We start from the raw sequence: 16,218 nt of genomic DNA, 5'->3' as shown, positions 1-16,218 counted from the left end.
CATATATGAGTTCTTTATTAACGATTGCTTTAGCCGTTAGCCTTAGTTGTGTTCATACAGTGGAAGATCAGTATTTCGGCGGGCAAAATGCAGAGCCAGTTGCAGAAGTGAATCAAAAAACAGCTAGCGGAAGCAACACATTAGATGAACTAGAGAAAGATCCACTTTATCCCTATATTGATAAACAAAATAAATTGGTTGAAAAAAATGGTATTCAATATATCGAAAACGAGGAAAACATGCTTGTGCTTGCCAACAAAGACTATTCCTTGCAACCAACATATACCCCCCCAGATTTAGTTCGACCTAATGTAACTTTCTCGTTTGGTGATGAAAAGATAGAAAAAGCCCAAATGCGAAAAGAAGCTGGAACGGCACTAGAAGAGATGTTCCAAGCGGCAAATGATAATGGCTATAAACTTTTTGCTGTATCAGGCTATCGCTCTTACAAACGCCAGCAAGAAGTGTTTCAAGCAGAAGTGAATTCCAAAGGTGACGCAAAAGCGAGAGAAGCAGTAGCCTATCCAGGAACAAGCGAACACCAAACAGGTCTTGCCATGGATATCTCTTCTGAAAGTCAGTCATACGAATTAACGGATGCTTTTGGAAATACACCTGAGGGCAAATGGTTACAAGAAAATGCCCACAATTATGGCTTTATTCTTCGTTATATGAAAGGTCGCGAAGATATTACTAAGTATCAATATGAATCTTGGCATTATCGTTATGTTGGAAAAGATGCCGCAACGATTATTTATGAAAATGATTGGACATTAGAAGAATTTTTCAATCATGTAAAAGCACTACAAAAGAAAGTAGATGCTGCTAAATAACAAGCTTTTCAGACCATAAACATTTCATTGTTTATGGTTTTTTAGTGGCATTCAAAATTAATTCTTTGCAAAATATACCTTTGGGGGGTATAGTGTTAATTGTAGAAATAAAGGAGGAGAAAAAATGAAACATGATCAACCGATTGTTCCACGAAAAGAAGAAGAAACGAAATTACTTCAAAATCGTTTGCGACGTATCGAAGGACAAATTCGAGGCATTGCTCAAATGGTCGAGGATGATAGATATTGTACAGATATTTTAGTGCAAATTTCTGCAGCAAATAAAGCGCTAAAAAATGTTGGATTACAAGTATTAGAACATCATACAGCACACTGTGTTGTCGATGCAGCAAAAAATGGGGAAGATGACGTAATGGAGGATTTACTGAAAGCCATTCGTCAATTTTCTAAAACGTGAGGGGGAGTTCAAATGGAGGAGAAATATATTAGACAAGATTTAAATGTATTTGGGATGACTTGTGCTGCTTGTTCAACGAGAATCGAAAAATCGTTAAATAAAGCAGAAGGCGTTGAAAAAGCCAACGTGAATTTAGTGACTGAAAATGCGGCAGTGTATTATGATCCAGAAGTGACAACCCCAGAAGAACTCATTAAAGTCGTCAAACATGCTGGTTATGATGCAGCTGAAAAAATGTCGAAAGAAGAAAAAGATAAAGTACTTGAGAAAAATTTCCAAAAAGAAGTGAGACGCTTCATCCTTTCAGCTATCCTGTCATTACCACTTTTATTGACGATGGTAACACATATTCCTTACATTCATGACATGGCTTTTGCAGAAGCTATTGGTAATTGGATTACGCCAACAATTCAACTAGTTTTAGCTACTATCGTTCAATTTTATATTGGTTGGCGGTTTTATGATGGCGCTTATAAAGCATTACGAGGTAAAAGCGCGAATATGGATGTATTAGTTGCACTTGGAACTTCGGCAGCATACTTTTATAGTGTGGTAGAATATATTCGCCATATGATTGATCCTAGCATTATGCCACATTATTATTTTGAAACAAGTGCGGTATTAATTACGCTAATTTTACTTGGGAAACTACTCGAGTCTTATGCCACTTCTAGAACTACAGAATCAATTGCTGGCTTACTTGAGTTACAAGCAAAAGAAGCTACGGTTATCCGGGAAGGAAAAGAATGGTTAGTTCCAGTAGATTCTCTCAAAATTGGTGACATTATTTTCGTTCGCCCCGGAGAAAAAGTTCCAATGGATGCGGAAATTATTTCCGGGGAAACGAGTATTGATGAAGCGATGATTACCGGAGAACCAGTTCCAGTCGAAAAAAAACCAGGCGATTCAGTTATCGGCGCAACAATCAACTTTGATGGAGCCTTTCAAGCAAAAATCACCAAACGGATGGAAGAAACGGTATTAGAATCCATTATCCGACTAGTAGAAGAAGCACAAGGAATTAAGGCACCGATTCAACGTTTAGCAGATAGAATTTCAGGAATCTTCGTACCAATTGTACTTGGAATTGCTGCGGTTACGTTTATTATTTGGTATATTATCACCGGAACCGTAGATGGTTCACTTGAAGCTGCAATTGCCGTATTAGTTATCGCCTGTCCCTGTGCACTGGGTCTAGCGACACCAACTGCTATCATGGCAGGTACTGGTAAAGGAGCCGAAAGTGGGATATTATTTAAGGGTGGGGAACATTTAGAACGCACTTCTAAAGTAGATATGGTTGTTTTTGATAAAACAGGAACTTTAACAGAAGGAAAATTAGAAGTAAGTGATAAAAAAGCAGCACATGATCAATTTTTCCCCTATTTATTTTTAATGGAACAACAATCCGAACATCCGATTGCCAAAGCGATTATTCAAATGCTTGAAACAGAAAATATCGATACTTCAACGATTCAACAAGGCAAAATTCGTGCAAAAGCGGGTCACGGGATGACAGGGAAATTAAATGAACAAAAAATCGAACTGGGAGCTTATCGGTATATTTCTTCGCTTACAACCATTCGGGCAGAAGAAGACGCTCTAATTGCAAGCTGGATGCAAGCTGGAAAAACCGTTGTTGCAATGGCGATTGACGGGGTATATGCAGGAGCGCTTGCTTTATCAGATACGAAACGTCCAGAAGCAAAAGAAGCCATTCAAAAACTACAAGCACAAGGTATAAAAACCGCGATTTGTTCCGGTGATCAGTCTGTTGTTGTAGAAAATATGGCCAAAGATTTAGGAACGGACATGTTCTTCGCGGAGCAGCTACCAAATGATAAAAGTAGCTTAGTAGAAAATTTACAAAAAGAAGGTCACATTGTTGCTTTCGTTGGTGATGGAATTAATGATGCACCAGCCCTTGCTGCAAGTGATATCGGAATTAGTATCGGGACAGGTACCGATATTGCAATCGAAACAGGTGACGTTACATTAGTCAGCCACCGCTTAACGCTTATTCCTGAAACAGTAGAACTTTCCAGAGCGACAATGCGCAATATTCGTCAAAACTTTTTCTGGGCACTGGCATATAACTGTGCAGGGATTCCAATTGCTGCACTTGGCTTATTAGCTCCTTGGGTAGCAGGGCTCGCAATGGCATTTAGCTCCGTTTCTGTTGTAACAAATGCTTTACGATTAAAAAGATATAAATTTAAATAATCGGAGGAAGAAAAAATGGAAAAACTAACTTTAAAAATTGAAGGAATGACCTGTGGACACTGCGAGGTAAGAGTAACAAAAGCATTAGAAGAAGTAGCAGGTGTCACAAACGCTAAAGTATCTCTAGAAGAAGGAACAGCCACTGTAGAATTTAAAAGCGGACAAGTGGAAGAAGATACGTTGATTGATGCAGTGGAAGAAGCAGGATATGAAGTAGCATAACATAGTAAGTTAAGAGGGGATTCAGTGATGAGTCCCTCTTTTTTGTGATGTGCGAAAAAAAGGTACCAAAATGGAAGGAAAACTGGTAAAATAAATGAGTTAAATAAAATGTGCTCACTGTAACCACATTTTACATAGAAAGTGGTGAACAAAAGATGGAACAACCTCCACAACAAAATGAAGAAGACAAAGTAGAACAAGACAAAGAGGAAAAGCAAGGACCAGGCAATGGTTACGTAAGAATGAAATTATTCCCTTTTATCATGCTATTATTTGCGTTTGTATTTGTTACCGCATTAGTTACGACTATCGTTACATCTTTAGGCGATGATAAACAAGTAAAAGTAACGATTCCAGAACGAAAAGAATTTACGAAATTATATGATGTTTATGACGAAATCACTTCCAAGTACTATAAAGATACCGATTCTACTAAATTAGTTGATGGAGCAATAACTGGTATGGTAAATTCGTTAGATGATCCGTATTCTAGTTTTATGTCGAAAAAAGAATCCAGTGAATTTAATGATACGATTTCTTCAAGCTTTGAAGGGATTGGAGCAGAGATTCAAGAAAAAGACGGAGCGATTACGATTGTTTCGCCTATCAAGAATTCTCCGGCAGAAAAAGCTGGCTTACAACCACAAGATGTGATTACAAAAGTGGATGGTAAATCGCTAAAAGGGGATACTGCAACAGAAGCAACACAAAAAATACGCGGCGAAAAAGGAACTAAAGTAACGTTGACTATTCAACGTGCAAGTGAAGATAAACCATTTGACGTGACAATCACTCGTGATGAAATCCCAATCGAAACAGTGTACAAAGAAATGGGGAAAGATAAAATCGCGCACGTGACCATTAGTACTTTCTCTGAGACAACTTATGATGAATTAGAAGAAGCACTTAAATCACTTGAAAAAGATGGAATGAAAGGTCTTGTTATTGATTTGCGAGGAAATCCTGGTGGTTTATTAGACCAAGCAGTTTCCATCGCTAGCTTGTTTGTTCCTGATGGCAAAATCGTCGTTCAAGAACAAGATAAAGCTGGTGAAAAAACAGCAATCAAGGCGGATAGTAGCCCCCATGAAGGATACAAAGTCAAAGTGCCAACTACTATGCTTATTGATGGTGGAAGTGCAAGTGCATCTGAAATCCTTGCTGCAGCAGCGAAGGAATCTGGTGGGATTAAACTTGTCGGCACAAAATCATTTGGAAAAGGAACTGTTCAAACTGCTACGACTTTATCAGATGAGTCAACGCTAAAACTTACCATCGCTAAATGGCTAACTCCAGATGGTGAATGGATTCATGAAAAAGGAATTACACCGGATGAAGCAGTTAAAATGCCAGGATATGCAACGATGACTATACCTTCATCCTCGAAAGTTTATCAAGAGGGAGATTTTGGTGATGATGTCAAAACGATTGAAACATTACTAAAAGCACTTGATTATAATGTTGGTAAAGTAGACGGCTTATATGATACAGATACTAAATATGCAGTAGAACGATTCCAAACTGCCAACAAATTAGATGTAACTGGAGTTATGACAGGCGTGACAACCGATAAATTAGTCGAATTAACGCGAAAACATTTAAAAGAAACCGATCCTCAATTACAAAAAGCAAAAGCCTTGGTGAAGTAAGCTGATAACTTTTTTTAAAAACAGGAGGTAGCTAAATGGAAACATATTTGGAAATTGAAACGTTAATTAAACGGATTTTTAATAGCTTTCGACATGAAGTAGAAGCCGTTTTGGATAAGCGATTAAGTGGAAGTGAATATCGTGTGTTAAGTTTGATTTCTAGCGGTCTCACGAAAACTTCCGATTTAGCGAAAACGCTTGATGTTTCAGCTAGTCACATTACTGCAATTACCGACACGTTAGTAGAAGAAGCGTTCATTACGCGCCACCGCTCAGAAGTAGATAGACGAATTATTGAGCTTCGACTAACACCTGAAGCAGAAGCATTCGTAAATGAAATCGACAAAAAGAAAAAAGAAATGATTGTCAAACGATTTGCGGTTTTTTCCGAACAAGAACAAGCTGAATTTCGTCAACTACTAAAGAAATTAGCAGATGGCGCCAACCAATAAAATAGTCGCATCCCGTAGTTTTTATAGACTACGGGTTTTTTATGGATTTTTTACTTTACAACTAAAGGAATCTTCGTTATACTTCTAATTAAAGTTGCTTTAAGGAAACATTTTTAGCTTCGATTAAAATTTAGTCTTGTGGGAAAAGGGTGGTAGAAATGAATATTCAAGATTTAACGATAAGCTATAAACAAAAAGTGGCGATTGATCATGTATCGCTTCAAATAGCATCAGGCAAACTAACTGGTATCGTCGGTCCAAATGGAGCTGGAAAATCTACCTTACTAAAAGGGATGATGGGATTAATTCCACGTGAAAATGGTCAAGTAACGTTAGATGGAAAGCCACTTGCTTTTTGGCGGAAACGCATCGCTTATGTTCCGCAAAGAAGCGAAGTGGATTTAACTTTTCCAATTACAGTTTTAGATATGGTTATACTCGGAACGTATCCGGCACTTGGGTTAATTAAACGCCCAGGAAAAAAAGAAAAACAACTGGCGTTAGACGCGCTAGAACAAGTGGAAATGACTGCTTTTCAGAAGCGACAAATTGGCGAACTTTCTGGTGGGCAATTGCAACGTGTTTTTATTGCCAGAGCTTTAGCACAACATGCAGAAATTTTCTTTTTAGATGAACCTTTTGCTGGGATTGATATGACGAGTGAAGCGTTAATTATGCAGTTATTAAAAAAATTAAGAGATAACGGAAAAACGATTGTCGTTGTCCACCATGATTTCCATAAAGTAGCTGCTTATTTTGATGATATTATTTTACTTAATAAAAAACTAATCGCACATGGTCCAGTGGAACTAACATTTACAGAAGACAAAATAAAATATGCTTATGGTGATTTAACATTTGCAAAAGGAGTTTAAAAATGCTGTTTTTAGAAGGGTTAATGCAATATAGTTTTTTACAAAAGGCGCTGATTACATCTGTAACAGTGGGAATTGTTTCCGGTGTAATTGGTAGTTTCATTATTTTGCGAGGGATGTCATTAATGGGAGATGCGATTTCTCATGCAGTTCTACCCGGGGTAGCGATATCGTATATGCTAGGGATGAATTTCTTTATTGGTGCGGCGACTTTTGGAATTGCTGCCGCACTTGGAATTGGTTTTGTTAATCAGAAAAGCCGCATTAAAAATGATACGGCCATCGGAATTGTCTTTAGTGCATTTTTTGCGCTTGGTATTATTTTAATTTCTTTTGCGAAAAGTAGTACCGATTTATACCATATTTTATTCGGGAATGTACTTGCTGTTCGTAGTTCAGATATGTGGATGACCATTGTGATTGCGATTATCGTTATTTCTCTCGTAGCACTATTTTATAAAGAGTTTTTAGTTAGTTCGTTTGATCCTGTGATGGCGGAAGCATACGGACTAAATGTGAGATTCTTGCATTATTTCTTGATGCTACTACTGACTTTGGTAACCGTTTCTGCTTTGCAAACGGTTGGGATTATTCTCGTTGTAGCGATGTTAATTACACCAGCTGCGACCGCGTATCTACTTACAAACAAGCTATCTAAAATGATTATTCTCGCCTCCTCATTTGGTGCAATGAGTGCGATTATTGGTTTGTACTTTAGCTATATTTTCAACTTAGCTTCAGGAGCTGCGATGGTTCTAGTCGCAACTACTTTGTTCTTTATTGCCTTTTTATTTGCGCCAAAACAAGGATTATTATTTTCGAAAAAGAAGGAGGTTGTCGAATGAAAAAGCTGATTTTTGCAGCATTAGTTATGCTAGTAGTGGTGCTTGCAGGATGTAGTTCAGGAAATAAAGAAACGGTCAAGGATGGAAAATTAAATGTGGTTGCGACCTATTCGATTTTAGCAGATATCGTCAAAAATGTTGGTGGAGAAAAAATTGAATTGCATAGTATTGTGCCAGTGGGCGTAGATCCACATGAATATGACCCACTACCTGCAAATATTCAAAGCGCTGCTGACGCCGATTTGATTTTTTATAACGGTTTGAATTTGGAAACGGGGAATGGCTGGTTTGATCGGATGTTAGAAACAGCAGACAAATCACGAGAGGATAAAGATCAAGTGATAGAGTTAAGTAAAGGTGTGAAACCAAAATACTTAACGGAGAAAGGCAAAACATCAGAAACAGATCCTCATGCATGGTTAGACCTTCATAATGGGATTATTTATACAGAAAATGTCCGAGATGCGCTGATTAAAGCAGATCCAGACAATGCTGATTATTATAAAGAACATGCAAAAAAATACATCACAAAACTAGAAAATCTGGACAAAGAAGCGAAACAAAAGTTTGCAGATTTACCAGAAAATCAAAAAACTTTAGTAACGAGTGAGGGGGCATTTAAATATTTTGCTGCTAGGTATGGTTTGAAAGCTGCTTATATTTGGGAAATTAACACAGAAAGCCAAGGGACCCCTGAGCAAATGAAACAAATAGTTGGCATCGTGGAAAACGAACATGTGCCAAATTTATTTGTCGAAACAAGTGTGGATCCTAGAAGTATGGAAAGTGTGTCTAAAGAAACCGGTGTACCAATCTTCGCGAAAATATTCACTGATTCCACTGCCAAAAAAGGCGAGGTAGGCGACACGTATTTAGAGATGATGCGTTACAATTTAGATGAAATTCATGATGGACTTGCAAAATAAAGGAAGACAGAGACTTTTAAATCTCTGCCTTCCTTTATTATAAGGCTAATTTTCTTTCTGTTTTCCGAACACGAATTGATAAAATAATTGCGGCAACGAACAAGCCGGTACTTAAACCAATCCAGTAGCCAAAAGGTCCTAAATTTGTAAAAGATAGCGCGTATCCAACCGGAAGCCCAATTATCCAGTAAGAAATAAAAGCAACAACCGATGTAACGGCGACATCTTTATAACCACGTAGCGCTCCGAGAACAGGAGACAACACAGCATCAGCAAATTGGAATAAGATGGCATACACAAGAAATTGCATAATTAAATCACTTAGTCGTGGATCATTAGTATAAAAACCCGCAATAGTGTTTCGGAAGAAAAATAATACCGCTCCATTAATGCAACCAATTAAAATCGCAGCGGTCATCCCAATATGGCGATATTGCTTGGCATCTTTTAAACGTTTGGCGCCAGTTTCGTAACCACCGAGAATTGTTAGAGTAGAAGCTACACTAAGTGGAAAAGCATAAAGGAGCGTACAAACACTATTAGCAGATTGGTGCGCCGCAATGGTTTCTGTACCAAATGCACCCATAAAAATTGTTACAGCAGAGAAAATGCCCGTTTCAAATAAAATCGTTAAAGCATTCGGAACACCAATCCCGATAATTTCTTTTATTTTGGAAAACTGGATGACTGTAAATCCTTTAAATATACCGAACTTGCGTAACCGAGTTTGTGTTTGAATCAGAATAATACTAACCAAAACGACTAACCAATACGTAATACCGGTCGCATATCCACTACCAGCTCCACCCATTTCAGGAAATCCGAAGTTCCCAAAAATAAAACAATAATTCAAAAAGATATTAAACGGCACCGTACAAAGAGTAATGAACATGGTCACTCTTGTAAGCCCTAGTGAATCAATAAACGACCGCAATATCGCAGAAATAAAAAAAGCAGGAATTCCAATACAAATTCCATTTAAGAAATGGCGAGCAATAGTTGCCACTTCCGCTGTTACAGGCATATGCGTTAATAGCGTCGGAACTACTAAGAAATTAATAAGAATTAAGATAATAGCTAAAATAATCGCGATATAAAGTCCGTTATGCACCGTGTTTTTAACTTCTTTCTCTTTCTTTGCGCCAATTAATTGCGCCACAATCGGTGTGATCGCCATTAGTAAACCTGAAAAAGCGGCATTAATTGGCGCCCAAAAAGAACTCCCAATTGCTACACCGGCAAGCGCCTGATTAGAATAATTTCCACTCATTGTGGTATCAAAAAAGGTCATGGAAAACAGTGTCAGCTGCGTAATCACAATTGGTGAGAAAATGATTAAAAACTGTTTCCATTTTGCTAGGTAAGTTGCTGTTTGTTGCAAATAATCATCTCCTTTCACATCACTCCAAATTATAGCATAAAATCGTATTTACGGCGGTGAAACGAAAACTTTTACTTTCGCATAACTGCTATCTTTGTTATAATGAAGGTCTGTGGCAGGGGCAATACTCTGCGGGTTGGGAGAGGGACAATTTCATAATGAGGAAAAAGTATGCAGAAATTTTTCAACAAAGTTTTTCGGCTGAACGAGCATAAAACCAATATCCGGACAGAATTTTTGGCTGGTATGATTGGCTTTTTTACGGTGGCATACATCATTGTCGTCAATAGCTCGATTTTAGCTGAAGCTGGAGTTCCTTATCAAGGAGCGGTACTAGCGACGATTTTTATCTCGGCGGTAGGTTGTTTGATAATGGGATTTTGGTCCAATGCACCACTTATTCTAATGCCTGGTATGGGGATTAATGCGCTTTTTGCGTATAACCTTGTAGGCGGAATGGGACTAAGTTGGCAGGTGGCGCTTGCTGCTGTCACGATGAGTGGGTTACTATTTATGATTCTTGCATTTACACCACTTGCAGGAAAACTAAATCAAGCAATCCCGCTTATTTTGAAGCAAGCAATTACGGTTGGGTTAGGATTATTCTTAATCTTTCTCGGGCTTGAAAAAGGCGAAATTGTCACCCGTGGAAAGCATGGTATTATCGCACTTGGTAATATTCATGACCCGTTCGTTTTAGCAACCCTTGTGACGCTTTTATTAACGATGATTCTAGTTATTCGTAAAATCCCTGGCGCTTTCTTATGGAGTTTAATAATTGGAACGTTAGTGGGTGTCATTTTTGGCATCACAAATACGACAAGTGCGACGACGATAAGTGTGGCACCTTGGAGCGATGTGTTGTTCCAAGCTGATTTTTCCGGAATGGCGAGTATTAGTTTTTGGAGTGCAGTTTTTACGATGACGATGGTTATTGTGTTTGAAACAGTAGGGCTTACAAATGGACAAGTAAGACAACTGAAACAAACCGAAAAATTACCACGCATTTTAAAAGCAAGCTCTGTAACAGCTTTCTTATCTGGATTATTTGGCACAAGTCCAACTATTTCGGCACTCGAAAGTGGTTCTATGTTTGCTAGTGGAGCGAAAACTGGTCTCGCAACTGTTACGACCGGAATTTTCTTCATCGCATCGCTTTTCTTAATGCCAGTGCTATCTTTTATTCCAAATAGCGCGATTGCTCCAATTTTAATTGTGATTGGGATGTCGATGCTTCAAGAATTTAAAGAAATGGATTTATCGAATGCGGCAGAAACTTTTTCGGCACTACTTATTATTGTGCTGATCCCATTTACGTATAGTATTGCAGACGGAATTGCAGCTGGTTTTATTGCGTATCCAATTCTCCGTGCTTTTACGAAGAAAGAGGAACGTACATCACCAGTCATGTATGTGATTGCAGCTTTATTTTTGCTTCAATTTATCATACAATAAAGAAGTATGGCGCTCTTGCTGTTTTTACGGGAGAGCGCATACTTTTATCTAACTGATGTGAAATGAGGGCTCATAAGTATGTATTATTATCTAATCACCCTAGCTGTTATTGCGCTAGATCAATTGACTAAATGGATTGTTGTTCAAAACATGGAAATTGGCCAAAAAATAGAAGTTATTCCTGGATTCTTATACTGGACAAGTTACCGTAATAACGGAGCCGCTTGGAGTATTTTAGAAGGGCATATGTGGTTTTTCTATCTTATTACTGTTATTGTTATTGGAATTATTATTTATATTATGCAAAAATATGCCAAAGGAAAACGACTATTTTCTGTTAGTTTAGCGTTTGTTTTAGGTGGTGCGATTGGTAATTTTATCGACCGAATCTTGCATCAAGAAGTAGTAGATTTTGTTCAAACCGTATGGGGTAATTATTATTTCCCGATTTTCAATGTGGCAGATGCTTCGCTCTCAATTGGTGTCGTACTAATGCTCGTGTATGTTTTTGTAGACGACCGCAAAACGAAAGGAATTAAATAATGCAAAGTGAAACACTGATTATAGAAGAGAAAAATGCTCGTGAACGAATTGATAAAGCAGTTGCTGAACTCACTGGAAAGAGCCGTTCCGCTATTCAAATAATGCTGAAAAGTGGAGATATTACCGTAAATGGTGAGATAGCGAAACCAAATTATAAAGTACAAGTTGGCGACGAAATCCATTTAGAGGTGCGTGAACCAGAAACGTTAGAAGTGCTTGCTGAAGATATTCCGCTAGATATTTACTATGAAGACAAAGATATGCTTGTTGTGAATAAGCCAGAAGGAATGGTTGTTCACCCATCAGCCGGGCATGCGAGTGGAACGCTGGTGAATGCACTTCTTTTTCATTGTAAAGATTTATCTGGAATTAATGGTAAAATCAGACCAGGAATTGTACACCGAATTGATAAAGATACCTCTGGCTTACTTATGGTTGCTAAAAATGACCATGCCCATGAATCACTTGCAAAACAATTAAAAGACAAAACATCTGATAGAGAATATATCGCACTTGTTCATGGTGATATTGTCCATCAAAAGGGAACTATTGAAGCTCCAATCGGCCGCGCAAAAGAAGATCGTCAAAAAATGGCGGTTGTTCGTGACGGCAAAGAAGCAAGAACGCATTTTGAGGTAATCGAACGCTTAGAAGGGTACACGCTAATTAATTGTAAACTTGATACAGGTCGCACGCACCAGATTCGTGTTCATTTGAAGTATATTGGCCATCCACTTGCAGGAGACCCAAAATACGGACCTAAAAATACCCTAAAAGGCAACGGACAATTTCTTCATGCAGCCAAACTGGGATTCGACCATCCGACAACAGGCGAACGGATGACTTTTGAAGCGCCACTTCCAAGTTCGTTTGAAAAAGTTTTAAAGACATTACGTCAAGAAGATTAATAGTTAAAAAACGCATTTTTTTATTAGAAAATGCGTTTTTTGTCTTTTGAATAGGCGGCTTTCCCAATCTCTAATTTGCAAGGCGTTACAAAATCCCTACTTCTTTGCTTCTTTTTCTTTTAATAAAAATTTAGTTGCTTGACGCAAAGTGGAGAAGGTCTTAATGTTTTTGTGGTCTGTTAAATTGGTTTGTACCATCAGTTTAGCAGTCTCTGGTCTAATCCCTGTGACAATCGGAGTTACACCAACTAGTTTTAAGGAGGAGAAGAATTGATGGATGTATTCGCCAATGTTTTGCGATTCTAATTGCATGCCGGATAAATCAAGAATTAAGTATTTTATTGGCTGGGTGCAAACCTCTTGTAGCGCTGTTTTCACAATTTGTTTGGCGCGATCATCCGTTATTTCCCCAATTAATGGTAAAAGAAAAACAAATTCGGCTAACCAAATTAATCTGGTAGAATTTTTAATTAATTGATTTTCTTTTTGTTGCATCGTTTGTTCTGTTGCAAATGTATATCCCTCTATTAAATGTTGTGTGAAGCTGCTAAAATTTTGGTGAAGTGACACGGTGAACTCATATAATTCTTGATAATGGAGACTAGTAGAATTGGTTCTTTGCACGTAGTCTAGAATGAATTTTTCTAATAAACGAATATGGAATAAAATGTGCGAAATCCCGAGTGTGGTGATAAATTGTGCGCTACCCAGACTGTTTGCGAAACGGTTCATTTTTTCCTGATTTTCGGTCATCCCGATGAATAGATTTTCTAAAACAAGTCGTGTCTCATCTGTAAGACGACTATTACTTTCTAGCGTGAAAATATAAGGGTCATCTACTGAAACGTAATATGCTTGCCATTCTTCAACAATAGTTTCTCTCTGTTCCAATAAGTGATTTAAAATGGTCATTTTACTGTCACCTCTTAAATGTACTGGTTTTTAAGCAACTAAAGCATAGCACAAAGACGTTCAAAAAAGGAATAATATCTAGAAGAAACACCAAATTTCAAAGACTTATATGAAGAAAATGTGAAAACTTAAAAAAAACCACAAAAAAAGAATCATCTTCTTGGTGATTCTTGCATTTTTTACTATAGAGATAACCTTTTTTTGTTTTGGTTTGTTTGGAGCTTAAATCCATCAGAGCGAAGGGACTGCGCTTGATTTCAGGATTTAAGAGACCTGCTTGGACAAGCTTCTGTCGTTTCTTTTTTGCTTTAGATGTAGCCATGTTATTTGGCCTCCTTTTTTTTACTATTATTAGTATAACATATTACTTTATTTTCTGATTGACAAGTGTGATTCTTTCAGGTAAGATAAATCTAATAAAATAAAGTCCTTTAACATAGTCCAGAGAGGCTAAGAAGGTGACGATAATTTGACGGGTTTTTTATATATCCGCACACGTTCCCTTGCTTACACTGGCAGAGGGTTATTTTTTTGCACAAAAGGAGAGATTTCGGATGCAAAAACAAGTAGTAGTCATGGACGAGGCAGCAATTAAACGTGCTCTTACTCGCGTTAGTTACGAAATTATTGAGCGAAATAAAGGCACAAAAAATTTAGCGTTAGTCGGAATCAAAACACGTGGTATTTATCTCGCGCAAAGATTGCATACGCGTATTCTCGAAATTGAAGGTATCGACATTCCGGTTGGGGATATCGATATTACACTATACCGAGATGATTTATCATTCAAAGATGACGAAACAAGAGAACCAGCTGTTCATGGCACTAATATTCCATTTGATATTAATGGAAAGAAAGTAGTACTTGTAGATGATGTGCTTTATACTGGTCGAACAGTGCGTGCCGCAATGGATGCGCTAATGGATGTAGGTAGACCAGCACAAATTCATTTAGCAGTTCTAGCAGACAGAGGCCATAGGGAACTACCTATCAGAGCAGACTATGTGGGGAAAAATATTCCAACGTCTGGCAATGAACGAGTAGAAGTTCGGCTGACGGATGTGGATCATGCAGAAGATGCCGTCATCATTAACAAAAATGAATAAATAATCATAACACTTTTTTAAAAGCAGTCCTGTGAGGCTGACAAAGAGTGATTAATTTCTATAGGGAATTATTCTATACTCTTTGTCTAGACAGGCAAGGGGTATTTTTTATGGAGAAAGAGGGAAGAAAATGACAGAAACGACAGAAACTTTGACTAAACCAGTACTAGATATACATGAAAGACCAAGCTTAAATAAATGGATTATTCTTAGTATCCAACACCTTTTCACAATGTTTGGCTCGACTATCTTTGTGCCAAGTGTGACAGGGTTAAGTCCGGGAGTTGCGCTTGTATCTAGCGGACTCGGGACACTTGCTTATCTCGGAATTACTCGCGGTAAAATCCCCGCATATCTAGGTTCATCCTTTACTTTTATTGCACCAATAACAGCGCTTCTTGCAGCAAAGTCTGGCGGAGGTCCTGGTGCAGTTATGGTTGGAACGTTCTCAGTTGGGGTAGTATACGCGATTGTTTCTCTGATAGTTTACTACGCTGGAATTGATTGGATTCAAAAAGTATTACCACCGATTGTAGTTGGACCAGTCATTATGGTTATCGGTTTGTCGCTTGCTCCAAGTGCTGCTGCAATGGCAATGGGGACAAATAAAGGTGCCTATGACTTAAAAACATTAGCTGTAGCACTAATAACATTGCTTGCGACTATTATCGCGATGATGTTCTTCAAAGGGTTTATGGGTTTGATTCCGATTTTATTCGGTTTCACAGTAGGTTATTTAACGAGTATGGCTTTTGGAATGGTTGACTATACATTAATCCAAAATGCTTCTTTCTTCCAAATTCCAGACTTCACGATTCCGTTTGTCAATATGGATCCAGTCATTACTGTATCAGTAGTCCTTAGTATGGCGCCACTTGCTTTTGTCACAATGGCAGAACATATGGGACATCAACTATTACTTAATAGAATTACAAATAAGAACTTCTTTAAAGATCCAGGACTTCACCGTTCACTTCTTGCGGATGGTACAGCTTCGATTATCGCATCGCTAATCGGTGGACCACCTGTAACTACTTACGGAGAAAATATCGGTGTCTTGGCAATTACAAAAGTATATAGTGTGTTTGTTATCGGTGGAGCAGCAGTTTTCGCTATCCTGTTTGGTTTTATCGGTTACATTAATGCCGTAATTACTTCTGTTCCAACAGCGGTTTTAGGCGGGATTTCCTTGCTACTATTCGGGGTTATCGCGACAAGCGGACTTCGGATGATGATTGAAAACCAAATTGATTTAAGTATCAATCGTAATATGATTATTGCTTCGGTTGTACTTGTTGTTGGGATTGGTGGTCTGTTCATCAAAGCAGGTACGTTCCAACTTTCTGGAATGGCTCTAGCAGCAGTGATTGGAATTATCTTAAATCTAGTTTTACCAGCCGAACATAAATCAGCATAACAAACACACAACAAAAAACCTCTGCTGAAACTAACATCCAGAGGTTTTTTTAT

Annotated in this window: 17 protein-coding genes; 14 read left to right on the top strand and 3 right to left on the bottom strand. The window is 38.1% G+C overall.

Translation table 11 applies throughout. The features are described from left to right. Positions 1-5 precede the first annotated feature (5 nt). The 9 genes from CKV67_RS09530 to CKV67_RS09490 all read left to right on the top strand — a co-directional run bounded on the left by CKV67_RS09530 (position 6) and on the right by CKV67_RS09490 (position 8,443). A complete protein-coding gene (locus CKV67_RS09530) occupies positions 6-833 on the top strand; it encodes a M15 family metallopeptidase (protein ID WP_014093196.1) in 828 nt (275 codons plus the stop codon). A 124-nt stretch (positions 834-957) separates the two neighbouring features. Next, complete coding sequence (csoR, locus tag CKV67_RS09525; protein WP_003729496.1) at positions 958-1,251, top strand: copper-sensing transcriptional repressor CsoR; 294 nt, start codon at positions 958-960, stop codon at positions 1,249-1,251. Between the two features lie 12 nt (positions 1,252-1,263). After that, positions 1,264-3,474, top strand: a complete 2,211-nt coding sequence (locus CKV67_RS09520; protein ID WP_025280004.1) for a heavy metal translocating P-type ATPase — start codon at positions 1,264-1,266, stop codon at positions 3,472-3,474. 15 nt (positions 3,475-3,489) lie between these two features. After that, entirely contained in the window at positions 3,490-3,696 is a 207-nt protein-coding gene (locus CKV67_RS09515; protein WP_014093194.1) for a CopZ family metallochaperone, read from the top strand. Positions 3,697-3,851: 155 nt separating this feature from the next. After that, the gene (locus CKV67_RS09510; protein WP_014093193.1) at positions 3,852-5,345 is read left to right on the top strand and encodes a lmo1851 family serine protease; all 1,494 of its coding nucleotides are present in this window, start codon (positions 3,852-3,854) and stop codon (positions 5,343-5,345) included. Between the two features lie 35 nt (positions 5,346-5,380). Then, positions 5,381-5,797 (top strand): MarR family winged helix-turn-helix transcriptional regulator, encoded by a 417-nt coding sequence (locus CKV67_RS09505; RefSeq protein ID WP_014093192.1) that lies wholly within the window; start codon positions 5,381-5,383, stop codon positions 5,795-5,797. A 158-nt stretch (positions 5,798-5,955) separates the two neighbouring features. Next, positions 5,956-6,672 carry a metal ABC transporter ATP-binding protein gene (locus tag CKV67_RS09500; protein ID WP_014093191.1) on the top strand — a complete coding sequence of 239 codons (717 nt, stop codon included), beginning with the start codon at positions 5,956-5,958 and terminating at the stop codon, positions 6,670-6,672. Between the two features lie 2 nt (positions 6,673-6,674). Next, a complete protein-coding gene (locus CKV67_RS09495; protein WP_014093190.1) occupies positions 6,675-7,517 on the top strand; it encodes a metal ABC transporter permease in 843 nt (280 codons plus the stop codon). Continuing rightward, positions 7,514-8,443: a metal ABC transporter substrate-binding protein gene (locus tag CKV67_RS09490; protein ID WP_025280003.1), complete on the top strand. Its 930-nt coding sequence runs from the start codon at positions 7,514-7,516 to the stop codon at positions 8,441-8,443. Before CKV67_RS09495 ends, CKV67_RS09490 begins: the two co-directional genes overlap by 4 nt. A 37-nt stretch (positions 8,444-8,480) precedes the next feature. On the opposite strand, the gene CKV67_RS09485 is transcribed toward CKV67_RS09490, so the two are convergent. Beyond that, on the bottom strand, positions 8,481-9,824 hold the full coding sequence (locus CKV67_RS09485) for an MATE family efflux transporter (RefSeq protein WP_014093188.1): 1,344 nt from the start codon (positions 9,822-9,824) through the stop codon (positions 8,481-8,483). A 171-nt stretch (positions 9,825-9,995) separates the two neighbouring features. Here CKV67_RS09485 and CKV67_RS09480 point away from each other — a divergent pair, with 171 nt between their 5' ends. The 3 genes from CKV67_RS09480 (at position 9,996) to CKV67_RS09470 (ending at position 12,730) form a co-directional block, all read left to right on the top strand. After that, entirely contained in the window at positions 9,996-11,279 is a 1,284-nt protein-coding gene (locus CKV67_RS09480) for an NCS2 family permease (protein ID WP_014093187.1), read from the top strand. Between the two features lie 78 nt (positions 11,280-11,357). After that, positions 11,358-11,822: a signal peptidase II gene (lspA, locus tag CKV67_RS09475; protein ID WP_014093186.1), complete on the top strand. Its 465-nt coding sequence runs from the start codon at positions 11,358-11,360 to the stop codon at positions 11,820-11,822. Beyond that, positions 11,822-12,730, top strand: a complete 909-nt coding sequence (locus CKV67_RS09470) for an RluA family pseudouridine synthase (protein ID WP_014093185.1) — start codon at positions 11,822-11,824, stop codon at positions 12,728-12,730. Before lspA ends, CKV67_RS09470 begins: the two co-directional genes overlap by 1 nt. A 96-nt stretch (positions 12,731-12,826) precedes the next feature. Here the strand turns inward: CKV67_RS09470 and CKV67_RS09465 are convergent, their stop codons facing one another. Beyond that, positions 12,827-13,642 carry an STAS domain-containing protein gene (locus tag CKV67_RS09465; RefSeq protein WP_014093184.1) on the bottom strand — a complete coding sequence of 272 codons (816 nt, stop codon included), beginning with the start codon at positions 13,640-13,642 and terminating at the stop codon, positions 12,827-12,829. A gap of 97 nt (positions 13,643-13,739) precedes the next feature. Next, a complete protein-coding gene (locus tag CKV67_RS09460; protein WP_014093183.1) occupies positions 13,740-13,964 on the bottom strand; it encodes a hypothetical protein in 225 nt (74 codons plus the stop codon). Positions 13,965-14,196: 232 nt separating this feature from the next. Between CKV67_RS09460 and pyrR the strand changes: the two genes are divergently transcribed. Both pyrR and CKV67_RS09450 read left to right on the top strand, forming a co-directional pair. After that, the gene (pyrR, locus tag CKV67_RS09455) at positions 14,197-14,748 is read left to right on the top strand and encodes a bifunctional pyr operon transcriptional regulator/uracil phosphoribosyltransferase PyrR (RefSeq protein ID WP_003748455.1); all 552 of its coding nucleotides are present in this window, start codon (positions 14,197-14,199) and stop codon (positions 14,746-14,748) included. A 130-nt stretch (positions 14,749-14,878) separates the two neighbouring features. Next, positions 14,879-16,165, top strand: coding sequence for a solute carrier family 23 protein (locus tag CKV67_RS09450; RefSeq protein WP_014093182.1), 1,287 nt, complete (start codon positions 14,879-14,881; stop codon positions 16,163-16,165). Positions 16,166-16,218: the final 53 nt, after the last annotated feature.

The sequence above is a fragment of the Listeria ivanovii subsp. ivanovii genome, from assembly GCF_900187025.1.
Lineage (GTDB): Bacteria > Bacillota > Bacilli > Lactobacillales > Listeriaceae > Listeria > Listeria ivanovii.
The sequence above is the reverse complement of the archived record's forward strand: the minus strand, read 5'-3'. Positions and strand labels throughout refer to the sequence as shown.